Consider the following 26,475-nt stretch of genomic DNA (forward strand, 5'->3'; position numbering starts at 1 on the left):
GCCGCCGGAAACCAGGCCCGTGCACCGGTCACCAGGTCAGCTGCAGGCTTCGCGGAGAGCGGTGGATCATCGTCGGGCGCATCGTGACCGGGTGGTCCTCGGCCAGTCGCAGACCCGGCAGGCGGCTGGTCAACTCCTGCAGCGTGAGCCGGAGTTGTTCACGGGCGAGCTGGGAGCCGGGGCAGGCGTGGGCGCCGTGGCCGAAGGCGAGGTGGCGGACCGGGGTGCGGGTGATGTCGAACCCGTCCGGTCCCGGGTGGCGCACACCGTCCCGGTTGGCGGCGCCGAAGGCGACGAACAGCGTTGCCCCGGCGGGGAGTTCGGTGCCGACGAGGGTGACCGGGCGGGTGGTGACGCGGCGGAATCCCTGGAGCGCCGTGTCGTACCGGGCGGCCTCCTCCACGGCGGCCGGGATGCGGTCCGGTTCCGCGCACAGCAGCTCCCACTGGTCCGGGTGCCGGAGCAGATGGAGGACCGTCGTGCCGATGAGCGCGCTGGTGGTGAGGTGTCCGGCGATCAGCAGGTTCTGGAGGTGGGAGACGACCTCGTGGCGCTGGTCGAGGGTGAGTTCGGCACTGCCGTCACCGTCACCGTCACCCCTGCCGGGGGCGGTGACCGACGTGACGATGTCCGTGCAGAGGTCCTCACGGGGCTCGGCCTGCCGGTCGCGGGCGTACCGGTCGAGGATGTGCTGGGTCGCCACCACGTCCTGGGCGACGGCGATCTGCTCGTCCTCCGGCAGGGGACGGAAGAGGAGTTCCTCGGCGCGGTATCCACCGTGCACCACGGCCGGGATGTCGGCGGGGTCGAGTCCGACGATCCTGCCGATGACCTCTCCGGGCAGACGGCGGGCGTACGCGGACATCAACTCCACGTGCCCGCCCCTGTGTTCACCGACCTGACCGGAGTCACCGTTCACGAACGCGTCGACCAGGGCGGCGGCCCGCTCGGCGGCGTACGGAACGACGGCGGCGACCCGGGCGGGCGAGAGACCCCTGACGATCGGGGCCCGCAGCTCCTGGTGGCGGGTCCCGTCCGCGCCGACGACGACGGGCCGCCCGCCGAAGCCGCCGCCCAGCACGGCGAGCGCGGCGGGCGCCGGCATGACGTCGGGGCGCAACGCGCCGGCCGAGGAGAAGTCCTCGGCGCGGCGCAGCACTTCGCGTACGTCGGCGTCCCGGGCGACCAGCCAGGCGTCGAGTTCGGCGACGAAGGTCAGCCCCTCGGCGTCGCGGGCACGGGCGTAGTGCGGATAGGGGTCGCTCATCAACTCGTCGAGTCTGTCGTGCGGTTGACGGTCCACGCGGTGCCCTCCGGCCGGGGATACGGGTCACGGGTCACGAGGTCGCGCCCATGGTGCCGTACACCGTGCGGTGACGGAAGCGGTCGCCCGCGCGCATCCTCGCTCCAGGCCCGCCACTCCCACCGCTCTCACCACGGCTCAGCATGTGAGTCCTCTGTGAACACGCGCCGCGGAACTCCGGAACGTGCCGGGTCGCCCGTCGGGTTCCCTACGATCGTGCCGTGGTCAACTTCCTCCTCGAACGTACGGTGCCGCTCCCCCTCGACGAGGCCTGGCGGCGGCTCACGGAGTGGCCCCGCCACGCCTCCGTGGTCCCGCTGACCCGCGTCACGGTGCTCACCGCCCCACCGACCCACGAGGGCACGGTGTTCGTCGCCCGCTCGGGGATCGGCCCCCTCGCCTTCGACGACCGTATGGAGGTCACCGTCTGGCGGCCCCCGACGGTGGACGCCCCGGGCCTGTGCCGCCTGGAGAAACGCGGCCGGGTCGTCCTGGGCTGGGCGGAGATCGAGGTGCGCCCGGGCCCGGGAGGCCGCTCGCGGGTGATCTGGCGCGAGGAGTTGCGCGTACGAGTGCTGCCGTCCCTGTTCGACCGTCCGCTGGCGGGGGCGTCGCGGTATGTGTTCGGGCGGGCGGTGAACCGGCTGCTCAGGATGGGCTGACGGACGCTACGATCAACTCCACGTGCCGGCGGCACCGGCCGGGTCGGGGGAAGGGGAAGGCGTGCACGAGGAACGCGTGCGGCTGGAGCTTCGGATCGACTCGGGTCCGGGAGCCACCGCGGAGCGGACGGACCGTCAGGTCCGCAGTCTGTACGTCGATCTGCGGACGCTCGGCCTTCTCCACGTCGAGCGCAAGGCAGTTGCCGCGCCCGAGGAGTCGATGGCCGGAGTCGGGCACGACCTCGCGGTGCTGGTGGTCAGCGGCGCCTTCTCCGCCGCCGCGCTCAAGGCCGTGAGCAACGTCGTCGTCGCCTTCGTGCAGCGCTCGAAGGCGCGGTCGGTGGAGTGGGAGATCGACGGCCACAAAGGGTCGTTCGACGCCCTGTCCGCCCGGGACCAGCAGGCACTGGTCGAGGCGGTGACCGCGCGGATCGAGGCGGGGACGGCCGCGGTGGCGGACGGCACGGCCGATCCGGGCACTGCCGCCGCGACGGGCGTGAACACCAACAGTGATCCGGGAGTTGGCGATGGCGGGACGCCGGATCGCACTGCTCGTCGCGACTGACGGCTACCAGGATCCCGGGCTCAACCGGCTCAGGGCGCCGGCCCGGGGTGCCGCCGAACTGAAGGCCCTGCTGAGGGACCCGGCGATCGGCCGCTTCGACTTCGTCCACGAACTGCCGAACCGGCCCAAGGAAGAGATCCAGACCGCGGTCGAGGAGGTACTCAGCAACCGCGACCCCGACGATCTCGTCCTGCTCTACTTCGCCTGCCACGGCATCCGCAACGACGCCGACCGGCTGTTCTTCGCCACGCTGGGCACGCAGTTGAAGCGTCCGCACACCACCGCCATCCCGGCCGCGTTCCTGCACCAGCTCCTCGACGAGTGCGAGGCCCGCACCAAGATCGTGCTGCTGGACTGCTGTTACAGCGGGCTCTTCCACCGGGGCTCCCCCATGTCCCCCGCGCCCGTGGACGTCGAGGCGGCGCTCGGCGGACGCGGCACGTTCGTCATCACGGCGTCCACGGCCCTGGAGTACGCGTACGAGGGCGAGCACCTCACCCTCGACAACAGTCTGACGGCCCCACGGTTCACGGCGGCCGTGATCGAGGGGCTGTCCACCGGCCTCGCCGACCAGAACCGGGACGGGGTGATCACCCCGGAGGAGCTGTACACGTACGTCCACGACACGGTGATCAACCAGGCGGGGCCCGAGCAGACACCGACCAGGTCGGGCCAGTGCGAAGGAACCGTCGCCCTCGCCTACGCGCCCTGGGTCGACGCGTCCGCCGGGCCCGCCGCCCGGGCCGCGATGGCCGAGGAACTCACGCTGGGCTCACTGCTGCCGCCGCCCGTGGAGACCGTCGACCGGGGTTTCGTCTGCGACGCGTGGGAAGGCGCGTCCCGGCTGCTCGTGCCCGTCGGCCGGCTCGAGAACAGCACCGGCCGCGATCCCTTCTGCGTCGACTTCTCCAGCCGGGACGGCAACGCGGCGGTCGTCGGCAAGCTCGGCAGCGGAAAGACCACGCTGCTGCGCTCCATGATCATGTCCCTGGCGCTGACCCACACGCCGCACGAGGCGGAGTTCTATCTGCTGGAGGGCGCGGTCAACCGGCTCGGGGTGCTGCGCTCGCTGCCGCACGTACGGACGTTCGCGGCGCCGCACGAGCACAGCGCGGTCGAGAACGCCCTCACTGCGGTCAGGGCCGTGATCTCCACCCGGCGCACCCTGTTCCGCGACCTCGACATCGACTCCATCGAGGCGTTCCGCGCGCTGCGCACCACGGGCCGGATCGAGGAGGGGGCGGCGAGCGACGTCTTCCTCGTCATCGACGGCTGGCTCGACTTCACCTGGGAGGTCCCGGGGTTCGAGGAGACGGTTCACCGGCTGGCCAACACCGGCCTGAACTACGGTGTCCATCTGCTGGTCACGGCCCGCCGCTGGAGCGACTTCACCACGGATCTGCGGGGGTTGCTCGGCACACGGCTCGAACTCGCCCTGGACGACCCCGAGGAGTCCTTCTTCGACCCCGCGCTGGCGTCGGGGGTCGCGGTCGGCTGGGCACTGTCCCGGCGTCGGCGGTTCCGGGTCGCGGTGCCGCGCTTCGACGACGGGGCAGGACCGGTGGCGGCGCGGGAGTCGTTGGCGGAGACGACGGAGCTGGTACGGGCGGGGTGGGCGGCGCTGCGGACCCGGGAGGACACCGGTGCGCTCGTCAAGTATCCCGCCGGCCGCCAAGGAGCCGTCGTCACCGGCCTGTTGGGCGTCGACAACCCGGCTTCGCCGAATCTGCCGGCCCTGCGCGCCCGGCCGACTCCCGAGGAGCGGCTGAGGGTGCCGATCGGGGTCGGCGAGGACGGTCAGCCGGTGTTCCTCGACCTCAAGGAGAGCGCGCACCACGGGATGGGCCCGCACGGTCTGTGCGTGGGCGCGACCGGCTCCGGCAAGTCGGAGCTGCTGCGCTCGATCGTCCTGGGGCTGGCTGTCCGCCATTCGGCGCAGGAAGTGGCCTTCGTACTGGCCGACTTCAAGGGCACCGCGACGTTCGCACCGCTCGCGGGGCTTCCTCATGTGTCCGGGCTCATGACGGGCCTGGAGGGCGATCCGCTGCTCGTGGCGCGGATGCGGGACGCGATCAGCGGTGAACTGCAGCGACGCCAGGCGCTGTTGCGGGCCGCGGGTGGTCTGCCGAGCATCCATGAGTACGCACGGGCCCGCGCCTCCCGGGACGATCTCGAACCCCTGCCGACGCTGGTGCTGGTGATCGACGAGTTCTCCGAACTCCTTGTCGCCGAGCCCGACCTCATCGACCTGTTCACGCAGATCGGCCGGGTCGGCCGGGCGCTGGGCGTGCATCTGCTGCTGGCCTCGCAGCGGCTGGACGAAAGCCGCATGCGCGGGCTGGACACCCATCTGTCGTACCGCATCGGGCTGCGCACCTTCTCGGCGTCCGAATCCCGTGCGGTGCTCGGTTACCCCGACGCCTACCATCTGCCGCCGGACCCGGGCGCCGGATTCCTCAAGGCCGACACCACCGACGTACTGATCCGCTTCAAGGCCTCCTACGTGTCCGCCGCGCTGCAGAGCGCGGACGGGACCGGCTCCGCCTCGCTGGTGGACGTGGTCGTCGGCCGGCTGTCGGGCACGGAAGCCGGTGCGCACCGGATCTGGCTGCCGCCGCTCGGCCCGTCGCCCTCGCTGGAGTCGTTGCTGCCGGCGAAGGCGGCCGACTGGCGGGACAGACGGGGAAGCGGCCCGCCCGCCCCGCCGTTCCAGCCCCTGCGGAGTGTGCCGTTCGCGGTGGTCGACGAGCCGTTCCACCACCGGCGGGGTGTGCTCGCCCTGGATCTCTCCGGGGCCGAGGGGCACGTCCTCGTCGTCGGCGGACCGCAGTCCGGCAAGTCGACCGTGATGGCCGTACTGATCGCGTCGGTCGCCCTCACCCACAAGCCCTTCGACGCGCAGTTCTACTGCCTGGACTTCGGCGGCGGAAAGCTGGAGCCGCTGGCCGGGCTGCCCCATGTGGGCGGCGTCTCCTCCCGGCTGGCCGCGGACCGGGTACGGCGTACGGTCGCCGAGGTGGCGAGGGCACTGACCGAGCGCGAGGAGTTGTTCCGCGTCCTCGGAATCGACTCGCCGGCCGCATACCGCCGCCGGAGCGACGAGCGGCCGGACCCGCCCCTGGCCGACATCTTCCTCGTCATCGACGGCTGGGCGACCTTCCGGACGGACTTCGAGGCACTCGAACCGGTCGTCAACGACATCGCCCTGCGCGGCCTGGACTACGGCGTGCATCTGTTGATCAGCGCCGCCCGCTACGGCGAGGTCCGCGTGGCGATGCGCGATCGTCTGCTCAGCGGGATCGAACTGCGCCTCAGCGACGCGTCGGACTCCGAGATCGACCGGCGCCAGGCACAGCACGTCCCGCTGGGCGTCCCGGGCAGCGGCCTGTCCCCCGCCAAGCTGCACTTCCTGACCGCCCTGCCGAGGCTGGAGGGCGACGCCGAAGGTCTGTCCATCAGCGAGGCGACAGCCCGGCTGGTCTCGCACGTGCGCGACGACTGGTCGGGGCCGACGGCTCCCCCGGTACGCACCCTGCCGGAACTGGTCACCCTCGACGAACTGCCCGGCCCCGACGAGTCCCCCGGTCAGGGCATCGCCATCGGCATCGACGACGCCAGTCTGGCCCCGGTGTTCCTCGACTTCTCCAACGACCCCTTCTTCCTCGTCTTCGGCGAGTCCGAGTCGGGCAAGAGTTCGTTTCTGCGGATGCTGGTGCGGCAGTTCTGTACCCGGGTCTCGCCCGACGGTGCCCAACTGCTCGTGGTCGACTACCGGCGGTCGCTGCTCGGCGAGGTGCCCGACCAGTACCTGCTGAGCTACTGCCCTTCGGGACCGGGAGCCGCCGACGTCGTCAGACAACTGGCCGAAGAACTGCACGCCCGCATGCCCGGTCCCGACGTGACGGCCGAGCAGCTCCGCGCCCGCAGCTGGTACCAGGGCAAGGACGTGTATCTGCTGGTCGACGACTACGACCTGGTCGCCACCAGCAGCGGCAACCCCCTTGCCCCGCTCACGGAATACCTGCCGTTCGCCCGTGACCTGGGCCTGCGCGTCGTGTTGGCGCGCAGTTCGGCCGGGGCCTCCAGGTCTCTGTACGAGCCCTTCGTCACGCAGTTGAAGGAGCTCGGCGCCCAGGGGCTCGTACTCTCGGGCGACCCGAACGAAGGCTTCCTCCTGGGCACCGTCAAACCGGCCCATCAGCCGCCCGGACGCGGCACCCTGGTGAGCCGTAAGGCCACCCGTGGAGTCCAACTCGGCTATCTGCGACCGGAATTCGAGTGACGTCAGGCGACCGACCCGATCCACCCCGCCGGTTCGGACGCCGAGGTGACGTCGTGGTGGATCGGCGTGTGCGCCCCGGTCAGCGAAACCCCGCTCCCGCCACGCCTGTTGGCGACGATCTCCGACGCGATGGACAGCGCGGTCTCCTCGGGCGTACGAGCGCCGAGGTCCAGCCCGATCGGTGACCTGAGCCGCGACAGCTCCAGCTCGGTGACACCGACTTCGCGCAGCCGCTCGTTCCGGTCCAGGTGGGTCCGGCGGGAGCCCATCGCGCCGACGTACGCGACCGGCAGCCGCAGTGCGAGCCGGAGCAGGGGTACGTCGAACTTGGCGTCGTGGGTGAGGACGCACAGGACCGTACGGGCGTCCACGGCCGTCCGTTCCAGGTACCGGTGCGGCCACTCGACGACGATCTCGTCGGCCTCGGGGAAACGGGCGGGTGTGGCGAAGACCGGGCGGGCGTCGCACACCGTCACGTGGTAGCCGAGGAACTTGCCCATGCGGGCCAGCGCCGACGCGAAGTCGATCGCGCCGAACACGATCATGCGGGGCGGCGGCACCGACGACTCGACCAGAACCGTGAGCGGTGCTCCGCAACGAGAGCCCCGCTCTCCGATCTCCAGGGTGCCGGTGCGGCCCGCGTCGAGGTGGGCACGCGCCTCGGCGGCCACCGTGCGGTCCAGCTCGGGATGGGCGCCGAAGCCGCCCTCGTACGAGCCGTCCGGGCCGACGAGCAGGGCGCGGCCCAGCAGTTCTCCCGGGCCGGAGACGATCCGCGCCACGGCCGCGGCCTCACCGCTCGCGGCGGCGGCCAGAGCCGAGGCGAACACCGCGCGGACGGGATCCGACACCCGTACCGGCGTCACCAGGATGTCGATGACGCCGCCGCAGGTCAGACCCACGGCGAAGGCGTCGTCATCGCTGTAGCCGAAGCGTTCGACCACCGACTCACCGTCCGCCAGGGCCTGTTGGCACAGCTCGTACACCGCGCCCTCCACACAGCCGCCGGAGACCGAGCCGATCGCCGTGCCGTCGGTGTCCACCGCGAGGGCGGCACCGGGCTGGCGAGGGCCACTGCCGCTCACGGCCACCACGGTGGCCACGGCGAAGTCACGGCCCCGCTCGACCCACCGGTGCAGTTCTTCGGCGATGTCCAGCATCTCGGTCTCCTCGACAACGGTTGTACGGAAAGGCTTGCGGGGCTGGACTGCTCGGCTAGTGCACGCCCAGCCAGCCCTCAAGAGGATGGAGGGCGAAATAGACGAAGAAGATGCCTGTCAGGGCCCACATGAAGGCACCGATCTGCCGCGCCCCGCCCTGTGCGGCCTTGATGGCGACGTACGAGATCACGCCGACCGCGACGCCCGCCGTGATCGAGTACGTGAACGGCATGATCACGACGGTCAGGAAGAGCGGGACGGCGGTGGCGCGGTCGGCCCAGTCGACGTGGCGGGCGTTCGACATCATCATCGCGCCGATCACCACCAGGGCAGCCGCCGCGACCTCTCCGGGCACGATCGCCGTCAGCGGAGTGAAGAACAGACAGGCCGCGAAGAACAGACCGGTGACGACGGAGGACAGGCCCGTACGGGCGCCCTCCCCCACGCCCGTCGCCGACTCCACGAACACCGTCTGGCCCGACGCGCCGGCGACGCCGCCGATCGCCCCGCCCGCGCCGTCGATGAACAGTGCCTTGGACAGGCCCGGCATCCGGCCCTTGTCGTCGGCGAGCCCGGCCTCCGTGCCGACGCCGATGATCGTCGCCATCGCGTCGAAGAAGCCGGCGAGGACGAGGGTGAACACGATCATGCCGACCGTCATCGCGCCGACCTCTCCCCAGCCGCCGAACCCGACGTCCCCGAGGGGCGAGAAGTCCGGCATCGACACCGCGCCGCCGTGCAACTCCGGTGCCCCGCCGGCCCATTGCTTCGGGTCGATCACGCCCGTCGCGTTGAGCACGACGGCCAGCACGGTACCGCTGACGATGCCGATGAGGATCGCACCGGGGGTGCCGCGTGCCTGGAGCATGACGATGAGGAGGAGGGTCGCGGCGAACAACAGCACGGGCCAGCGGGCGAGTTCGCCGGTCGGGCCGAGGGAGAGGGGAGTTGCCGTGCCCTGGTGGACGAAACCGGCCTTCACCAGGCCGATCAGCGCGACGAACAGGCCGATGCCCATGGTGATCGCGTGCTTCAGCGCCAGCGGGATCGCGTTCATGATCATCCCGCGTAGGCCGGTGACGACCAGCAGCATGATGACCACGCCGTACAGCACGCACATGCCCATCGCCTGCGGCCAGGTCATGCCGGGCGCCACCTGCGAGGACAGTACGCCGGACACGGAGAGGCCGGCCGCGAGGGCGAGGGGGACCTTGCCGAGGAAGCCCATGAGGAGCGTGGTGAGGGCCGCCACGAGGGCGGTGGCGGTGATCAGCGCGTGCCGGCCGAGGGTGTTTCCGGCGGCGTCCTCGCCGGAGAGGATCAGCGGGTTGAGGAGCAGGATGTACGCCATCGCCATGAAGGTGGTGATGCCGCCGCGGATCTCCCGGGCGAGGGTGGATCCTCGGTGGGTGACGTGGAAGTAGCGGTCGGGTGAGGGGCGGGCGGGTCGGACGCCCCTGTCCGCGTCGGGGGTCCTGGGCTGTACCGACTGCTGGGTCATGGTGCGGTCTCCCAAGGGGGCCCGGGGGACGAAGTCCCCCGGAAGAACTCCTCCGCGCGACCGCCGGAGGCTTACGTTCCCGTCAGATGCTCCGGCCGTACCGGAGTCTTCGTCAGCTCCAGGCCCGTCGCATTCCGGATCGCCGCCAGAACGGCCGGGGTTGACGACAGGGTCGGGGCCTCGCCGACGCCTCGGAGGCCGTACGGGGCATGCTCGTCGGCGAGTTCGAGGACGTCGACCGGGATGGTCGGGGTGTCGAGGATGGTGGGGATCAGGTAGTCCGTGAAGGACGGGTTGCGGACCTTGGCCGTCTTGGGGTCGACGATGATCTCCTCCATGACCGCGATGCCCAGGCCCTGGGTGGTGCCGCCCTGGATCTGGCCGACCACCGACAGTGGGTTGAGCGCCTTGCCGACATCCTGTGCGCAGGCCAGTTCGATGACCTTGACCAGGCCCAGTTCGGTGTCGACCTCGACGACGGCCCGGTGCGCGGCGAACGAGTACTGGACGTGTCCGAAGCCCTGGCCGGTGCGGAGGTCGAAGGGTTCGGTCGGCCGGTGCCGCCACTCCGCCTCGACCTCGACGGACTCCTCGCCCAGGACGTCCACCAGGTCGGCCAGGACCTCGCCGGCGTCCGTGACGACCTTGCCGCCCTCCAGCAGCAGCTCGGCCGTGGCCCAAGCCGGGTGGTAGGAGCCGAACTTGCGGCGCCCGGCCTCCAGGACCTTCTCGCGGACCAGCTCGCACGAGTTCTTGACGGCGCCGCCGGTGACGTACGTCTGCCGGGAGGCCGAGGTCGAACCGGCCGAGCCGACCTGGGTGTCGGCCGGGTGGATCGTCACCTGGGTGACGCCCAGCTCGGTGCGGGCGATCTGGGCGTGGACGGTGACCCCGCCCTGGCCCACTTCCGCCATGGCCGTGTGGACCGTGGCCACCGGCTCGCCGCCGACAACCTCCATACGTACGCGGGCCGTCGAGTAGTCGTCGAAGCCCTCGGAGAAGCCGACGTTCTTGATGCCGACCGCGTAGCCGACGCCTCGGACCACGCCCTCGCCGTGGGTGGTGTTGGAGAGGCCGCCCGGCAGCTGGCGTACGTCCGCCGCCTCGCCGGCCGTCAGCCACTGCTGCTCCGGCGGAAGGGGCATCGCCTTGACGCGGCGCAGGAGTTCGGCGACCGGGGCCGGGGAGTCGACGGCCTGTCCGGTCGGCAGCAGCGAGCCCTGTTCCATGGCGTTGAGGCGGCGGAACTCGACCCGGTCCATGCCCACCGCGTCGGCGAGCTTGTCCATCTGCGCCTCGTAGGCGAAGCAGGCCTGGACCGCGCCGAAGCCGCGCATCGCGCCGCAGGGCGGGTTGTTGGTGTAGAGGGCGATGCAGTCGATGTCGACGTCGTCGACGACGTACGGGCCGGCGCCGAGCGAGGCCGCGTTGCCGACGACCGCCGGGGAGGCGGAGGCGTACGCGCCGCCGTCGAGGACGATCCGGGCCTTGAGGTGGGTCAGCTTGCCGTCCTTGGTGGCCCCGTGCTCGTAGGTGAGCTTCGCGGGGTGCCGGTGGACGTGGCCGAAGAAGGACTCGAAACGGTTGTAGACGATCTTCACTGGTTTGCCGGTGCGCAGGGCGAGGAGGCAGGAGTGGATCTGCATCGACAGGTCCTCGCGCCCGCCGAACGCGCCGCCGACACCGGACAGTGTCATCCGGATCTTGTCCTCGGGCAGGCCGAGCACGGGTGCGATCTGGCGCAGGTCGGAGTGCAGCCACTGGGTGGCGATGTAGAGGTCGACTCCGCCGTCCTCGGCGGGCACCGCGAGGCCGGACTCCGGGCCCAGGAAGGCCTGGTCCTGCATGCCGAAGGTGTACTCGCCGGTGACGATGAAGTCGGCGCGTGCGCGGGCGGCCTCGACGTCGCCGCGAATGATCGGCTGGCGGTGGACGATGTTCGGGTGGTCGACGTGGCCGACGTGGTGGTCGGTGCGGTTCTCGTGGAGGAGGATCGCGTCCGGCGCGGTCGCGGAGGCCTCGTCGGTGATCACCGGCAGGTCGCGGTACTCCACCTTGATCTTTGCTGCCGCGCGGCGGGCGGTCTCCGGGTGGTCGGCGGCGACGATGGCGACCGGTTCGCCGTGGTGGCGGACCCTGCCGTGGGCGAGGACCGGGGTGTCCTGGATCTCCAGGCCGTAGTTCCGCACGTCGGTCGGCAGATCGTCGTACGTCATGACGGCGTACACACCGGGCAGCGCGAGGGCCTCGGCCGTGTCGATGGACACGATCTCGGCGTGGGCGGTCGTGGAGCGCAGGATCTGGCCCCAGAGCATGTCCTCGTGCCACATGTCGGACGAGTACGCGAACTCGCCGGTGACCTTGAGGGTGCCGTCGGGGCGGAGCGTCGACTCGCCGATGCCGCCCTTGGTCTTCGAGCCCTGGGTGACCTTGGTGGGGGTCCCGAGGGGAGCACTTTCGCCGGGCATGTCAGACCGCCTCTCCCTGTCGGGCCGCCGCCAGCCGGACCGCGTCCATGATCTTCTCGTAGCCCGTGCAGCGGCACAGGTTGCCCGACAGCGCCTCGCGGATGTCCGCGTCGGTCGGGTTGGGGTTCTGCTCCAGCATCTCGTCGGCCGCGACCAGCAGACCGGGGGTGCAGAAACCGCACTGGACGGCGCCGGCGTCGATGAAGGCCTGCTGGATGGGGGCCAGTTCGGTGCCCTCACCGGTCTGGGAGTCGGTGGATCCCTTGGGCTGCCACTGCTTGGCCGCGTCAAGTGACGTACCGCAGGCGCCCGTTCCGCAACCACCGTGCTCCGTACGCTGCTTGGCGAACTCGGCGAGCCCTTCGACCGTGACGACCTCGCGCCCTTCCGCCTGTCCCGCCGCGACGAGACACGAGCACACCGGCACACCGTCGAGGCGGACGGTGCACGAACCGCACTCGCCCTGCTCGCAGGCGTTCTTGGAACCCGGCAGGCCCATCCGCTCTCGCAGGACGTACAGCAGGGACTCGCCCTCCCACACGTCGTCCGCTTGCTGCGGACGGCCGTTGACCGTGAAATTGACGCGCATCAGGCGACACTCCCCTTCTGGTGGGTCCGGCCGTCAGTGCCGCGGTACGACTCCCAGGTCCACGTCAGCGTGCGCCGGGCCAGCACGCCGACCGCGTGGCGGCGGTAGCTCGCGGTGCCCCGGACGTCGTCGATGGGGTTGCAGGCGCCCGCGCACAGGTCGGCGAACTGCTTGGCGACCGACGGCGTGATGACCTTCCCGTTGTCCCAGAAGCCGCCCTCTTCGAGCGCCGCGTTCAAAAACTCCTCGGCGGCCTTCGCCCGGACGGGTGTGGGCGCCGCCGAACCGATCCCCGTACGGACGGTCCGCGTCTCGGGGTGCAGCGCGAGCCCGAAGGCGCAGACGGCGATGACCATGGCGTTGCGGGTGCCGACCTTGGAGTACTGCTGGGGTCCGTCCGCGTTCCTGATGTGGACGGCACGGATCAGCTCGTCGGGGGCGAGCGCGTTGCGCTTCACGCCGGTGTAGAAGTCGTCGATCGGGATCAGCCGGGTCCCCCGTACGGACTCTGCCTCGACCTCCGCGCCCGCGGCGAGGAGCGCCGGGTGGGCGTCGCCGGCCGGGGAGGCGGTGCCGAGGTTGCCGCCGACGCCGCCCCGGTTGCGGATCTGCGGGGAGGCGACCGTGTGCGAGGCGAGGGCCAGGCCCGGCAGCTCACCGCGCAGGCTCTCCATGATCCGGGTGTACGGGACCGAGGCGCCGAGCCGCACGCTCTGCTCGCCGGTCTCCCACTCGTACAGATCTCCGATGCGGGTCAGGTCGAGGAGGTACTCGGGCCGGCGGTGGTCGAAGTTGATCTCGACCATCACGTCGGTGCCGCCCGCGATCGGCACAGCGGTGGGGTGCTCGGCCTTCGCGGCGAGCGCCTCCTCCCAGCTGGCGGGGCGAAGGAAGTCCATGACCGGCTCTTTTCCTCTTCGTCGCGTGAGTCGTACCCGTGGGCTGTACCAGTGGGCAGTACCCGTGGATCGTCCCCGCGGGTCGTGCGAATGGCTCGTTCATGCGCTGTTCACGTGCGGTGGAGCCAGTACACAGGGCTGTACTCCGCCCGGGTCAGTCACGGAAACCATGAAGGAGTTGGCTGGCCAGGGCGATCGTCTTGTAGATTCGTATGAACAGAGGCCATCAGTAACCTCTCTGATTTTCCCTGGAAACAGTGAGCGCCGCGCAGGCGGAAAAGCGCGGCTCGCGGACAGAACGGCGGCGACGAGAATGCGGCTGCGCGCACTGCTGGACACCGACGCGCTGGGCCTCACGCTGCTCGGCGGCGAGGACGAGCTGGACCGCACCGTACGCGGGGTGATGACCACCGACCTCAGGGACCCCAGCCGTTACCTCTCGGGCGGCGAGCTGGTGCTCACAGGCCTGGCCTGGCGCCGGGACCCGGCGGACTCCGAGGCGTTCGTACGGCTCGTGGCGGGGGCCGGGGTCGCAGCCCTGGCCGCCGGCGAGGCCGAGCTGGGTAACGTCCCGGACGACCTGGTCAGCGCCTGCGTCCGGCACCGGCTGCCGCTGTTCGCCGTGCACGAGTCGGTGGCGTTCGCGACGATCACCGAACATGTCGTCCGGCAGGTGTCCGGTGAGCGCGCGGGAGATCTGGCGGCGGTCGTGGAACGGCACCGGCGGATGATGACCTCGGGTCCGACGGGCGGCGGCCCCGACGTGGTCCTGGACCTGCTCGGCTCGGACCTCGACCTGGGCGCCTGGGTCCTCTCCCCCGCCGGACGGCTCATCGCGGGCTCCAAGGTCTCCGGTCCCGCCCCGGCCCCCGACGTGTGCGCGGTGCTGGCCGCCGAGCACCTCACGGCGGCCCGCACCGGGAGCCGACATGTGCTCAGCCCCCACCGGGTGGCGGTGGGCGGCACGACGTACTCCCTCTTCCCCGTGCGCGGTACCAGCCGCACCGCCGCGCCGGGCGGCTCCCGGGACGTACGCGAGACCCTGCTGTCCGACTGGCTGCTCGCCGTCGAGGCGGACGCCGGGGACTGGCCGGCGGAGCGGCTCGATCTGCTCCAGGGCGTCACGCAGCTGATCGCGGTCGAGCGCGACCGGCGCGACGCGGCACGCGTGGTACGGCGGCGGCTCGCCCAGGAGGTGCTGGAGCTGGTGCAGACGGGCGCCGCGCCCGCCGAGATCGCGGCCCGGCTGCGGGTCGCCGCGCCGGTCCTGTTGCCCGGCCTCGGCGCGGCCCCGCACTGGCAGGTCGTCGTGGCCCGGGTGGACTGGGCCGGCGGCGGGATCGAGGGCGGCCCGGTCGCCCAGGCGCTGCTGGAGGAAATCCTTGTCGACCCGCTCCTGACCGGCCCGGAGCACTCCGACCGGATCGCCGTGGCCCATACGGGGGACGAGGCGATCGCCCTCGTACCGCTGCCGGCGGTGTCGTCGGAGCACGACGGTTCGGAGGCGGGGATCCTGGCCGAGGAACTGCTCACCGCCGTACGGGACCCGCTGTCGGCGGGGCTGGACGACGACGGGCGGCTCACGATCGGCGTCAGCGCGGCCGTGCACTCGGCGGAGGGGCTGCGCGGGGCGCTGGAGGAGGCGCGGCACGCCCGCCGGGTGGCCGGGGCACGCCCGGGCCGGGTGTGCGCGGCGGGCCACCAGGAACTGGCCTCGCACGTCCTGCTGCTCCCGTTCGTCCCGGACGATGTCCGCCGCGCCTTCACGGCCCGCCTGCTCGACCCCCTGCGGGACTACGACCGGCGTCACCGGGCCGAGCTGATCCCGACGCTGGAGGCGTTCCTGGAGTCCGACGGCTCGTGGACGCGGTGTGCCGCGCGGCTGCATCTGCATGTCAACACGCTGCGGTACCGGGTGGGGCGGATCGAGCAGTTGACGGGCCGTGATCTGTCGCGGCTGGAGGACAAGCTGGACTTCTTCCTGGCCTTGCGGATGAGCTGAGGCCAGGCGGATGTGTGGTGCCAGGCGTCCGGGGCGTGCGGTCCTGGCGCGCGCCGGGTGGGACCGGTCGCGCGGCAACCCGGGCACGCGTTCTTCCCCGACTTTGTGAATTCTTTCACCCACCCTCTTGGCCCGGCACCGGGATTCGTGCTGAGATGCCGCCACCACTCAACAGCTCGATGGCGTGCTGGTCCTGTTCTTCGGAGCAGGTCGGTGTCGAGGCCCTGTGCCTTGCGTCACCGGTGAGCGGGACTTGGTACGTGCGACTGCAAGGCGGAGGTGGGCGTCGACGCGTGGGGGTCCCCCCGCGCGCGCGAAGCCGAGCGTGGGGCAGTCGGCGACCACGACAACGCCGCTGGGATCCCCCCTCCCGGGGGAGTGCGTGCCGAGCCCCGCGACCCCGAGCTGATCCGAAGGACAGGACCTTGGGGAGGGCAACGTGGCGTACACCGCCATGTCTGGTTCCGGAACGACTTCTGGTGACGATCCGCTCCAGACCGCGGTATGGCGGCTGCGCTCGCGTGCCTGCTGGGCGGACGCGGCGGCGCTGCTCGACCCCAGCACGGCCGACGCCTCGCTCCAGCGGGCCGCGCTGCTCGTGGAGCGGTGCCTCTACACCGAGCAGGGCTGGGGAGAGGCCGAGGACGCGCTCCGTACGGCGGAGGCGGTGGCCCAGAGCGACGACGAGCGGGGCGCGGCGGCGTGTGAGCGCGGACAGCTGGCGTACGCGGCGACCCTGCTCGGCGTACGGGACCGCGCCGACGAGGCGCGGGCCGCGCTGGGGCGGGCGGCGGCGCTGATCCCGCCAGGGGCTCCGGGGCGGGCGGTGCTGGACTTCCGGCGGGGGCTGCTGGCCGAGAACCTGGCGCGTTCTCCGCAGGCGGCGCGGGCCGCGTACCGGCGGGCGCACGCGGGGGCCACCGCGCACGCCGATCCTTTGCTGCTGTCGTTCACATGGCGCCATCTGGCCGGACTCGCCCTGCGTGAGGGGGAGTTGGCGGAGGCGCGGCACGGGTTCAGCGAATCGCTGCGGATTCGGGAGGAGTTGGGGTACCTGGTCGGGACGGCACCCGCGTTGGCGTCGCTCGCCGACGCGGAGTCCGAGCCGGAGGCTTCACGGCTACGGGCTGAGGCGGGGCGGTTGTTCCGGCTGCTCGGGGGTGTGCCGACCTGGCTGGCACGGCAGTTGGCCCCGCCGGCGGCTTCGGCGTAGGACGTTGCGCCGCGCATCGGACACAGCCCCGCGCCTCCGGGGCGTCGGTTCAGTGAGCGCCTGTCACATGGTTCCGCACCAGCGACTGGACCACTGACACGTCCCCTGCCGCCAAGGCATCCAGCAACGTGCCGTGGTCCGCCGCGTCCGCCATGAGGGCCGATCGGCTCGTGTCGGCCTTGGTGTCCACCAGGGGCCACTGGGCGCGGCGGTGGAGGTCGTCGGCGAGCTGAACCAGCTGGGTGTTGCCTGCGAGGGACAGGACCGCCCGGTGGAAGGCCCGGTCGGTCTCCGCGTAGGTGGCCCGGCAGCCGGTGGACGCCGCGTGGGACGTCGCGTCGGCGAGGGGGCGCAGCTCTGTCCAGCGTTCGGCGGGCACCGTACGGGCCAGACGGAGCAGCACCGGGAGTTCGATCAGGGCGCGGATCTCGGCCAGCTCGGCCAGCTCTCGTGCGCCCCGTTCCACGATGCGGAAACCCCGGTTGGGGACGACCTCGACGGCGCCCTCCATCGCGAGCTGCTGCATCGCCTCACGGACGGGTGTCGCGGACACCCCGAAGCGGTCGCCCAGCGCGGGGGCCGAGTACACCTCGCCGGGTGCCAGCTCGCCCTCGACGAGCGCGGCGCGCAGCGCGTCGAGGATCTGGCCCCGCACGGAGGAACGCCGGATGAGGGGACGCGCCTGCGCCGGGCGGGACTGTGCCGCACGAGGCACCGGGATCGGCCGCTCACTGTGCGTGTGCTCACCCCGGGCGCCGTCGACCGGCGCACCCGCGGTTCCGCGCGCCGTCGGGCCGCTCGCCCCTGGGCCCCACCCGCGGTCCACGTCCGCGGCCGTGGCCTGCGGTGGAACGCGTACCGCGCCCGGACGGGAAGCCGGGGCCCTGGTCTCGGGCGAGCCGTGCGCGCCCTGCGGGCCGGCGTGCTGCACGGGGGCCTCCTTCGGGCTAGATGGCACCTTGACGGCACATGGGGTCATTGCGGCGGGTTGTTACTCGCCCGTCAAGCACCATAGGCGCACATTCCGTAAGTTCAAATCCCGATTCGAGTCCAGGTTGTGATCCAGGCCGGATCCGGTGTTGGAGCCCGATCACATCGCGGGCACGATGAGTAAGGTTAGCCTTGCCTTTGATCTTCTGACTGATCTATCGAGATGCGGTGGTCCCGACATGTCCGCTCCCGTACAGACCCGGTCCCCCGTCGCGGACTCGTACGACCGGCTCGCCGAGGCCTGTCCGCACGCCACCGTCCTGGAGCTGGGCCCCGGGCAGGCGCATCCGTACGGCGCCGGATGGGTCCGGGCCGCCGGGCTCGCGGCCGGTGACGGCGACCTCGACGCCTTCCTCGCCTGGGACGACGAGCAGGTACTGCGGGACTACGGGGAGCGGGGCCGCCCGGACGTCGTCGCGGGTTTCGGGCTGCACCGGTACGCGTGGACAGCCTGTCTGCTGATCACCGTGCCCTGGTTCCTGCACCGCCGGGTACCCCGGCTGCCCGTCGAGGACGTCTCCTACCACCGCGTCGACGGGCGTTTCGGCGTCCGCACCGGCGCCTTCGCCTGTCTGCCCGACGACCCGGCGGCGACCCTGCCCGGCGCCCGGGTCGTCGCCGACGAGGAGGCGCTGCGCGGGGAGGCGCGGGCGGCGCTCACCGAGCACCTGGAGCCCCTGCTCGGCGGTTTCGGGCCGCGGATGCGGCGCCGTGGCCGGGCTCTGTGGAGTGTGGTGACCGACGACGTCGTGGAGGGCCTGCACTACATAGGACAGGTCGTCGGCGAGGCGGACCGTGCGCGGCGCGAGCTGGAACTGCTGCTGCCGGGCTCGACCCGGCCGTTCGTCGGGTCGGCGGGCTTCCGGGACGCGACCGGGCCGGACGGTGCCACGCGGCTCGCCCGCGACCGGGCGAGCTGCTGCTTCTTCTACACGATCCGCCCGGCCGAGATGTGCGACAACTGCCCGCGCACCTGCGACAACGCCCGCGTCGCCAAGCTGACGGGACCCGCCGCGAGTTGAGGCATCCTCAGCAATCGCCCCCCTCCCCCCGCGGCGGACACGGCGTGCCGTAGGATCACCGCCGTAAGATCACGTTCGACTGGGGCTTCCCTTCGTTACGGGCACTTCACAAGTTCCTCACTTGTCGCAGGAACTTTCCGTGGAACCACCCGTACGGGTAGTCTTATTCGAACTCAACTCCCGCCCCTCAAGCGGCAGTTCGAGCAGAATGTCGCCCTGGGCATCCCCTTGCACCTCCTTAGGCGGCCTCTTGCCCCGAAACAGCCTGAGGGCTGAGGGGATTGGGCCACTATGGCGGGCGTTACGCCCTATCCCAATGCAAGGGACCCCAGATGAGACTGACCGACATATCGCTTAACTGGCTGCTTCCGGGCGCCGTACTGCTCCTGGGCGTGCTGGCGGCGGTGGCGGTGCTGGCGCGCGGCAAGCGCTCCTCGGGGACGAAAGCGAGCCAGGACGACTCGTGGGAGCGCACCGAAGAACGCCGCAGGCGCAAGGAAGCCATTTTCGCCTCGGCGTCCTACCTGCTCCTCTTCTGCAGTGCGGCGGTCGCCGCAGCGCTCTCGTTCCGCGGCCTCGTCGGCTTCGGTGAGGAGAACCTGAACCTCACCGACGGCTGGCAGTACCTCGTCCCGTTCGGTCTGGACGGAGCGGCGATGTTCTGCTCCGTGCTCGCGGTGCGCGAGGCCAGCCACGGTGACGCGGCCCTCGGCTCCCGGATACTGGTGTGGATGTTCGCGGCCGCGGCTGCCTGGTTCAACTGGGTGCACGCGCCCCGGGGCATCGCCAACGCGGGCGCCCCGCAGTTCTTCGCCGGCATGTCCCTGTCCGCCGCGGTGCTCTTCGACCGCGCGCTGAAGCAGACCCGCCGGGCCGCCCTGCGCGAGCAGGGTCTGGTGCCGCGTCCGCTGCCGCAGATCCGTATGGTCCGCTGGGCGCGGGCGCCCCGTGAGACGTACAAGGCCTGGTCGCTGATGCTTCTGGAGGGTGTACGCAGCCTGGACGAAGCGGTCGACGAGGTGCGCGAGGACAAGCGCCAGAAGGAGCAGACGCGTCTTCGCCGGCGTGAGCAGGAGCGGGCCGAGCGCGCGCACCTCAAGGCGATCAGCCGGGGCCACCGCGGCCCGTTCGGCGGCGGTGGCGGCGGTGGCGGTCAGCAGGTCGAGGTGGAGCGGGCGCCCGCTCAGGTCACCTCGGAGCCTGCCATATCCGCCTCCGCGGAGCAGCTGCCTCTGCGCGCCCGTCCCTCCCTCCAGCCCGTTCGTGGCAGCACCGACTCGATCACCGTCGACCTCACGGCCGAGGACGACACGATGGCCCTGCCCCGCCTGGACTCCCTGGAGCGCAAGCTCCGGGACCTCGAGCAGCAGTACGGCTGAGCAACACCGCTGAACACGGGTTGAGCGCGAAGCGAGCGCTACCGACATGGGGGCGTGGCCTGTTCAGGCCGCGCCCCCGTTCAGTTCGAACCACACCGCCTTGCCCACGCCGTGCGCCCGCACGCCCCACGCGTCGGCGAGGGACTCCACCAGAACCAGACCTCTGCCATGCGTACTGTCGTCGGCGTTCGACGCGCGCATCCTCGGCCTGCGTCCCACGAAGTCCCGTACCTCCACGCGTAGTCCGCGCGGCGAGACGGTGGCCGTCAGCACCGCGTCGCGGTCGGTGTGGACCAGCGCGTTGGTGACCAGCTCGCTCGTGAGCAGTTCCGCTATCTCCGAGCTGCCGGGCCTCCCCCAGTGCCGCAACAGCTCACGCAGTGCCCTGCGGGCCTCCGGTACCTCCCGCAGATCCGAACAGCCCAGCCTGCGCCTCAATTGCGGCGCCTCCCCCCGGTGCACGCCGATGGCGTTGCCGTCGTTGTTGTCGTCGTGGTCGTGGTCGTTCTCGGTCGTTTCCTCCGCCGTTTTCGCCGAGAAGGCCCCGATGGTTACGGGACCGCCTCCGCGCGCATGCCTCTTCATGACCCCCGCCCGGACTCCGGTGAACTGTCCCCTCCTGATCGAACGCGTTCACGGGATCCATGCCCCCGACCTGAACACGGCAGTCATGTCGAATTCTCAACGACCGGATGTACGGGGCTGGTTGGACCGTTCTTGGCCGGATCACGACGTCGGTCGCCCCCGTCGGGCGCTGCTGGAGGGGCATGTGGAGCGGACGCTGCGGCAGTTCACGCGCCCGTCCAGTCGTGGACGGGCGCGTGAGGGCGGTGGATCGGCCGAACTGTCCAGTGCGGGCTGCCGATCCCGCCGTAGGTCACTTCCCGCCGATGCCCTTGGTGCCGATGTTGATGATCCGGTGGTCCCGGGCCATGTCGACCACCAGCTTGGTGGTGCGGGCAGTACTTCCCGAGCCCCAGGTCAGGGTGATGCCGGCCTCCGTGTGGTCGGCGGTGCCGTTGTCGGTGACCGTCCAGCGAACGGGGACGTTCTGGGCGCGCAGGACGCCGTCCGCGTGGTTCTTCGCCTCCCAGGCGACGAGCTTCTTCAGGTAGTCGGGGTGAATGTAGTACTTGCGGAGTTCCGCCGTGAGCTTTCCGCCGTCGGCGGGGCCGCTCCTGGCGTCGATGTAGGCGCCGTAGAAGTCGGCGATGCGCGTCACGGAGTCGGACGGGCTGCCGGTCACCGTCCGGGGCGCCGAGACGGCGGCGGGTTCGGCCGGGGGCGCCTCGGCCGAGGCGGTCAGCCCCAGCGGGAGGGCGGTGACGGCCGCGATGCCGAGGGCCAGGGCGACGGCACGCCGGACGGGCCCCCGCGAGATGGTGCGGCGGTTCATTTCGGTGTTCTCCCCGTGAGTGATCAGTCGATGATCGGTCGAGCTGCTGATCGCTGGAACCGGCTCGGTATGGCTGGTCGGTACTGCCGGTCAGTAGAGCTTCTTGACCGCCGTGGTCGTCGTCTTCTTGAAGGCCTTCACCGGGGCACCCGTGAAGTCACCCAGCTGGCCCCACTCGACGACCGTGACGGCGCGGCCGTCCCGGCCGACCGACAGAAGGTGGATGTCGGTGGCGCCGTACGAGGTCTCGGTGTGCAGTCCGTAGACGTGCGCACCCTCCTCCACCGCGAGCGTGCCGTAGTCCCTGGACTCGGCCTCGATCTCGGGGTCGGCCTGCTCGATCCGCTTGGCGCAGGAGCGCATGTCCTTGTTGAGCCGCTCGGCGAGAGCCTTGGCCTTGGCGTCGGTGGCGACGACGAGCGTGAGCTGGACGGCGCCGGTGTCCAGTTCGGTGCGGAACTCGCGGTAGCGGGAGTCGTAGCCCGGCAGCGTCTCGCCGAAGCAGGACTTCAGCTCGTCCGGCACCCCGTCCTTGACCCGGCCCGCCGTCCAGGCGGAGCTGGGGTGCGGCGGCAGTTCCGCGGCCGAGAGGAACTTCGGCGGAGTCGGGGCGCTCGCCTTCGCCGCGGCATCGGCCGGGGCCGCGAGGGCGAGTCCGGCCGCGGCGAGGGCGGTGAGTGCGGAAATCGTGGTGAGCAGGCCGGCCCTGGTGGACCTGGTCGCCCCGGTGGAGGTGGTGGCGGTGGTGGCCTGGACATCGTGAGTGGGCATGGGTGTCCCCCGTATATGGGTGCACGACTGTGCACGGGTCTGCGTTGCCGGGTGTTGTCGGATGTCGCCGCGCCGGGTGGTCGGTCCGGCGGCGGTCGGTGCGACGTCCAAAGCATCGGCCGCCACCCGGGGCGACCGCAACCGCCGACACGCGATCCGCGACGGTGGAACCATCCCATCCCCTCTGACGTGCAGGTATATGGAGTGCCTGGGATGCCGTTCCGGGACACGAGGATCAGCTGAGGACGGGGAAGGGTGTGTCGACGCACGACGACGTGGCGGAGTTCGCGGCGCTGCTGACGCGGCTGAAGGGGCGTACGGACCGCAGTTACGGCTCACTGGCCCGGCGCCTGGGCATGAACACCTCCACCCTGCACCGCTACTGCTCCGGCGACACGGTCCCTCTGGACTTCGCGCCGGTGGAGCGGTTCGCCGCGCTGTGCGGGGCGTCGCCGGAGGAACGCGTGGAGCTGCACCGCCGGTGGATCCTGGCGGTGGCGGCACGGCAACGGACACGTACGCCCGCGGAGCCGGGGACAGCGGCGGAACCGCGTACACCCGTGGCACCGGGCACGTCCGCCGAAGCCGGTGGGTCCGATACGGAGGACACCGCCCCCGCGGAGCCCGCCGCCCGGGACGTGTCCGCTCCCGCCGGCCGTTCCGCTGCCCGGCGCCCCTGGTACCGCCACCGGCGGATCGCGGTCACCACGGCCGTGGCCGGCACTCTCCTGGCCGCACTGGGCACGCTGGGCGGCCTCTCGGCCCTGTCCGCCGACCGCTCCCCGCAGAAGGTGTCCCCTACGCCAACCCCGACCCAGGGATCCCCCGCGCCGATCACCTGGACCGCGAACTCCCAGGCCTGGTCGCTCGGCTGCGGCCACGACTACGTCATCGCCAAGTCGCCGAGGGAGGTCCCTCCGCCTCCGGCCGCGCAGGACGCCGGTCCCTGGGCGGCGAGCCAGCACGCGGTGCACGGAGGTGACACCAACGTCGAGATCTCGGTGCAGGGGCGGACCTCGACAGCCGTGGTCCTGGAGGCGCTCCGGGTCCGGGTGGTCGGGCGGAGCGCTCCCGCCGAGGGCACCGTGTACTCCATGGACCAGGGCTGCGGCGGCTCGATCACTCCCCGGTACTTCTCCGTGGACCTCGACAAGGACCGGCCCGTCGCCCGCTCGACGCCCGGGAACGACGAGGGGACGCCGATCCCGGCGGTGCGCTTCCCCTACCGAGTCTCCGCCCAGGACCCGGAGGTCCTGCTGGTCACCGCCCGGACCGTGACGTGCGACTGCCGCTGGTACCTGGAGCTGGACTGGTCCTCCCGGGGCCGCACCGGCACCGTCCGCGTCGACGACGCCGGACGCCCGTTCAGGACCAGCGGCATCAAGGAGCTGCCCCGCTACTGGTACGCGATGCGCGAGTGGGTCCCGCGCACGGACTGAGCAGCCCCTTCTCCCTCGTCCCGTTACGCCCCGTCACATCTCCCAGACGGCGGCGGCCGTACGGTCGTCCGCGTAACCCTTGACCCGCACCTGGGTGTCCGCGAGGAACGCGGCGAGGCCGGGCGGGGTGCCGCCGGACCATCGCCGCGTGAGGTACTCGCACAGCTCGGGCTCACCGCGCAACGGCTCGGCGAGGCCGCCGGTGCACAGCAGAAGCGTGTCCCCGGGACGGCCCACGGAGGCGCGGAAACGGAAGGGTTCGCGGGGCGGTTCGGGGGCGGGCTCATAGGGGCTCGGAGGTGTGGTGATCCCGAGGTCCATGGTGAGCCGGTCGCCGTCCGGCGTCTCGTGGGGCGGCGAACCGAACCCGACGACGGGCTCACCGGCCGGTAGCTCGGTGACACGCGGTTCGATGTCCTGCCACTCGCCGTCCCGGAGCCGGAACAGTCCGCCCGCTCCGACGCCGAAGAAGACGCGCGTACGGCAGTCGGGGTCGGCGGGGAGCAGCAGGCAGCGCAGGCCCGCGGTGTACTCCTCGGGATCGATGCCCTGCTCGGCGGCGCTCGCCCGGAGCTTGCCGAGGCTGCGGTCGGTGAGCCGGTGCAGCCCCGACTTGAGGTCGCTGCGCCGGGCGGCACGGAGATCCTCGGCGAGCCGTACATGGCTGCGTCCCACCGCGCGCCCGATCCAGCGGCACGCCTCGGCGGCGGCCCGGTGCGCGCCGGGCGTGGCACGGGCGCCGGTCGCCATCGCGATGAGGACGAGCGCGTGGTCGCCCGATCCGAAGCGGGCGGTGAGGAGGGAGTCGCGGCGGGGCTCCCCCCGGAACCGCGCGGAGTCCCCGCGCAGCGAGACGGCCCGCAGCGTGCAGGCGCCGTACTGCGCCCCGTCGAGCACGGTGTCCGCGACGAGGTCCCCCAGATCGTCGGGGTCGGCGGGTGGAAGGGCGGTGGGCTCGGGGGCGTAGGTGGGGGGACCCGAGCCGACGTGATCGACGGTGACGGGAGGCTCGTCGACGGTGAGGGCGGAGGAGGGGAGGCCGGGCGTTTTGGGGCTCCCTGGCGGCTCCTGCACCTCCGGTGCCCGGGACGGCAACGCGGCGATGTCCCGGCGGGTGGGGGTACGGCGGACCGGGGCCCGGAGGAAGGAGGAGTCGGCCGGTGAGCCGTCCTGGGCGGAGGGGTGCCTGTCGGGGGAATCCTCCCCGGACGAGGTGGACTCGGGTACGGGGCCGGGCGCGGTGGGCGGATACGGCGGTGCGTCCCACACGGCGTCCGTGGCCTCCGTCATGTCGGCGCCTGCCTCCTGGGCGCTCTCACGGGCCGTCCCGCCGCCCGCGCCCCCGTCCATGAACGCGCCGCCGGGTGCGGGCGGCTGCGTACGGTCCTGGAAGCCCGGAGGCTTGGGGCCGGGCGGGACGGACGCGGAGCTCGGGGGCAGGGCGGGCGGCGGCTCCCAGGGGGCGCGGGGCTGCCCGGGCCCGCTGCTCGGCACCGCGTCCCGCGGCCCGTAGGGGACACCGCCGCGCTGCGGCGGAAGCGAGGAGACCGGAGGGGGAGGCGAAAGGGGCGCGGGTGCCGGGGGCGGCACGGGCCGCGAGGGCGGGGGCGGCGGCTGTGGCGGAGCCCCCGCTTCCCACTCGTCCCACTCCTCAAGGGCCTCCGAGGCCCGCGCGGCCCCGGAGGTACCAGAGGCATCCCCGGACACGGTCTCGCGCCCGAACACCGCGCCTCCCCCGTCCTGCCCCGGAATCGCGTCGGCCTTCTCCGCGTCGACCGTGCCCGACGCCGAGGCGAACCGGTCGTCCAGGGAGTCGCCCGCGGCCGTGGGCCCGGTGTCCTCGGTGGAGTCGTCGTACAACTGCCCCCACCAGTCGTCCGAGTGACCGGTGGACCTCTCCCCCTGCTGGCTCATGACCTCAATTGTCCACCGGATGGGCCGGTTGAAAACGGGGCATCCGGAAAATCCGGCGAGGCGTTCCGTCATGAGCGGTGTGTTCGACGGCGTGTCGGATGACATGGCGGACAAATGTACGAAACAAGTCGCCGGACGGTCCCACCCCCCACGGGAGAACCGCCCGGCGACGCCGGGGTGACCTGTACCGGTCCGCTCCGACCCGAGTGTGACCGCTCTTCCCTGGATTCCGCTGTGGTGCGCGGTGACCTCCTCACCTCTCCGTCTGACCTGCGGTTTCCCGCGCTCTCCGGCACGCTGGGCAGATGGGAGTGTGGGATCTCCTGCTGATCAGCCTGGTCATGCTGTTCGGGCTGTGCGGAGTTCTGGTGCCCGGGGTGCCGGGGTCGTGGCTCGTGTGGGCCGCGGTCCTGTGGTGGGCGCTGAAGGAACCGCAGGCGGTCTCCTGGTGGGTACTGGTGAGCGCGACCGCCGTCCTGTTCCTGTCCCAGGTGGTCCGCTGGCAGCTGCCCCCGCGCCGGCTGCGCACGGGCGGCGCCACCCCCCGAATGGCGGTGTACGCCGGGACGGGCGCCCTTCTCGGCTTCTTCCTGCTGCCCGTGCTCGGCGCGTTCCCCGGGTTCGTGGGCGGTGCCTATCTCCACGAACGGGTGCGGCTCGGTCGGCACGGCGAGGCGGTGGCGGCGGTACGGCGGGTGATGCGGGCGGGGGGCACCAGCGTCTTCATCGAACTCTTCACCTGCCTGCTGATCATGGGTGCATGGCTGGGTGCCACACTCTGGGGCTGACACATCGGATCTCTCCCACCTTATTGACGGCCACTCACCTCTTCTCTACGTTTCATCTCGAGATAGCTCCGATGAATTGATGACTCGATGCATTGGCGAGTGATTCAGGCCGCGATGATCCGAGCCGCCGGG

20 protein-coding genes are annotated in these 26,475 nt (G+C 71.6%); 9 read left to right on the forward strand and 11 right to left on the reverse strand.

Annotated elements, in window-relative coordinates:
- Positions 1-28 precede the first annotated feature (28 nt).
- Positions 29-1,303: a cytochrome P450 gene (locus ACW4TU_RS07680; RefSeq protein ID WP_457425935.1), complete on the reverse strand. Its 1,275-nt coding sequence runs from the start codon at positions 1,301-1,303 to the stop codon at positions 29-31.
- Between the two features lie 221 nt (positions 1,304-1,524).
- Here ACW4TU_RS07680 and ACW4TU_RS07685 point away from each other — a divergent pair, with 221 nt between their 5' ends.
- The 3 genes from ACW4TU_RS07685 (at position 1,525) to eccCb (ending at position 6,812) form a co-directional block, all read left to right on the forward strand.
- Positions 1,525-1,965 carry an SRPBCC family protein gene (locus ACW4TU_RS07685; protein ID WP_457425937.1) on the forward strand — a complete coding sequence of 147 codons (441 nt, stop codon included), beginning with the start codon at positions 1,525-1,527 and terminating at the stop codon, positions 1,963-1,965.
- A 61-nt stretch (positions 1,966-2,026) separates the two neighbouring features.
- Positions 2,027-2,530 (forward strand): hypothetical protein, encoded by a 504-nt coding sequence (locus tag ACW4TU_RS07690; protein WP_457425939.1) that lies wholly within the window; start codon positions 2,027-2,029, stop codon positions 2,528-2,530.
- Positions 2,493-6,812, forward strand: coding sequence for a type VII secretion protein EccCb (eccCb, locus tag ACW4TU_RS07695; RefSeq protein ID WP_457425941.1), 4,320 nt, complete (start codon positions 2,493-2,495; stop codon positions 6,810-6,812). Before ACW4TU_RS07690 ends, eccCb begins: the two co-directional genes overlap by 38 nt.
- A 2-nt stretch (positions 6,813-6,814) precedes the next feature.
- Here eccCb and ACW4TU_RS07700 read toward each other — a convergent pair whose 3' ends face one another.
- The 5 genes from ACW4TU_RS07700 to ACW4TU_RS07720 all read right to left on the reverse strand — a co-directional run bounded on the left by ACW4TU_RS07700 (position 6,815) and on the right by ACW4TU_RS07720 (position 13,429).
- Complete coding sequence (locus ACW4TU_RS07700) at positions 6,815-7,972, reverse strand: XdhC family protein (RefSeq protein WP_457425943.1); 1,158 nt, start codon at positions 7,970-7,972, stop codon at positions 6,815-6,817.
- 55 nt (positions 7,973-8,027) lie between these two features.
- Entirely contained in the window at positions 8,028-9,473 is a 1,446-nt protein-coding gene (locus ACW4TU_RS07705; protein ID WP_457425945.1) for an NCS2 family permease, read from the reverse strand.
- 71 nt (positions 9,474-9,544) lie between these two features.
- Complete coding sequence (locus ACW4TU_RS07710; RefSeq protein WP_457425947.1) at positions 9,545-11,941, reverse strand: xanthine dehydrogenase family protein molybdopterin-binding subunit; 2,397 nt, start codon at positions 11,939-11,941, stop codon at positions 9,545-9,547.
- A gap of 1 nt (position 11,942) precedes the next feature.
- Complete coding sequence (locus tag ACW4TU_RS07715) at positions 11,943-12,530, reverse strand: (2Fe-2S)-binding protein (protein ID WP_457425949.1); 588 nt, start codon at positions 12,528-12,530, stop codon at positions 11,943-11,945.
- On the reverse strand, positions 12,530-13,429 hold the full coding sequence (locus ACW4TU_RS07720) for an FAD binding domain-containing protein (protein ID WP_457425951.1): 900 nt from the start codon (positions 13,427-13,429) through the stop codon (positions 12,530-12,532). The genes ACW4TU_RS07715 and ACW4TU_RS07720 overlap by 1 nt, the downstream gene beginning before the upstream one ends.
- A 313-nt stretch (positions 13,430-13,742) precedes the next feature.
- Between ACW4TU_RS07720 and ACW4TU_RS07725 the strand changes: the two genes are divergently transcribed.
- Both ACW4TU_RS07725 and ACW4TU_RS07730 read left to right on the forward strand, forming a co-directional pair.
- Entirely contained in the window at positions 13,743-15,431 is a 1,689-nt protein-coding gene (locus tag ACW4TU_RS07725) for a PucR family transcriptional regulator (protein WP_457425953.1), read from the forward strand.
- Positions 15,432-15,870: 439 nt separating this feature from the next.
- Positions 15,871-16,644: a hypothetical protein gene (locus tag ACW4TU_RS07730; RefSeq protein ID WP_457425955.1), complete on the forward strand. Its 774-nt coding sequence runs from the start codon at positions 15,871-15,873 to the stop codon at positions 16,642-16,644.
- Positions 16,645-16,693: 49 nt separating this feature from the next.
- On the opposite strand, the gene ACW4TU_RS07735 is transcribed toward ACW4TU_RS07730, so the two are convergent.
- Entirely contained in the window at positions 16,694-17,575 is an 882-nt protein-coding gene (locus ACW4TU_RS07735; RefSeq protein ID WP_457425957.1) for a GntR family transcriptional regulator, read from the reverse strand.
- Between the two features lie 238 nt (positions 17,576-17,813).
- On the opposite strand from ACW4TU_RS07735, the gene ACW4TU_RS07740 reads away from it, so the two are divergent.
- Positions 17,814-18,656 carry a (2Fe-2S)-binding protein gene (locus ACW4TU_RS07740; protein ID WP_457425959.1) on the forward strand — a complete coding sequence of 281 codons (843 nt, stop codon included), beginning with the start codon at positions 17,814-17,816 and terminating at the stop codon, positions 18,654-18,656.
- Positions 18,657-18,988: 332 nt separating this feature from the next.
- Positions 18,989-20,035, forward strand: a complete 1,047-nt coding sequence (locus ACW4TU_RS07745) for a DUF2637 domain-containing protein (RefSeq protein ID WP_457425961.1) — start codon at positions 18,989-18,991, stop codon at positions 20,033-20,035.
- Positions 20,036-20,098: 63 nt separating this feature from the next.
- Here the strand turns inward: ACW4TU_RS07745 and ACW4TU_RS07750 are convergent, their stop codons facing one another.
- From ACW4TU_RS07750 to ACW4TU_RS07760, 3 genes are all read right to left on the reverse strand, one after another.
- Positions 20,099-20,620, reverse strand: a complete 522-nt coding sequence (locus ACW4TU_RS07750) for an ATP-binding protein (protein ID WP_457425963.1) — start codon at positions 20,618-20,620, stop codon at positions 20,099-20,101.
- Between the two features lie 292 nt (positions 20,621-20,912).
- Positions 20,913-21,431 carry a hypothetical protein gene (locus tag ACW4TU_RS07755; RefSeq protein WP_457425965.1) on the reverse strand — a complete coding sequence of 173 codons (519 nt, stop codon included), beginning with the start codon at positions 21,429-21,431 and terminating at the stop codon, positions 20,913-20,915.
- 90 nt (positions 21,432-21,521) lie between these two features.
- Complete coding sequence (locus tag ACW4TU_RS07760) at positions 21,522-22,202, reverse strand: hypothetical protein (protein WP_457425967.1); 681 nt, start codon at positions 22,200-22,202, stop codon at positions 21,522-21,524.
- A gap of 257 nt (positions 22,203-22,459) precedes the next feature.
- On the opposite strand from ACW4TU_RS07760, the gene ACW4TU_RS07765 reads away from it, so the two are divergent.
- Positions 22,460-23,641 (forward strand): helix-turn-helix domain-containing protein, encoded by a 1,182-nt coding sequence (locus ACW4TU_RS07765; protein ID WP_457425969.1) that lies wholly within the window; start codon positions 22,460-22,462, stop codon positions 23,639-23,641.
- Positions 23,642-23,674: 33 nt separating this feature from the next.
- Here the strand turns inward: ACW4TU_RS07765 and ACW4TU_RS07770 are convergent, their stop codons facing one another.
- Complete coding sequence (locus ACW4TU_RS07770; protein WP_457425971.1) at positions 23,675-25,555, reverse strand: protein phosphatase 2C domain-containing protein; 1,881 nt, start codon at positions 25,553-25,555, stop codon at positions 23,675-23,677.
- A 305-nt stretch (positions 25,556-25,860) separates the two neighbouring features.
- On the opposite strand from ACW4TU_RS07770, the gene ACW4TU_RS07775 reads away from it, so the two are divergent.
- Entirely contained in the window at positions 25,861-26,343 is a 483-nt protein-coding gene (locus ACW4TU_RS07775) for a DUF456 domain-containing protein (protein WP_457425973.1), read from the forward strand.
- The last annotated feature ends 132 nt before the right edge of the window (positions 26,344-26,475 follow it).

The sequence above is a fragment of the Streptomyces kryoterrae genome (genome assembly GCF_054072135.1).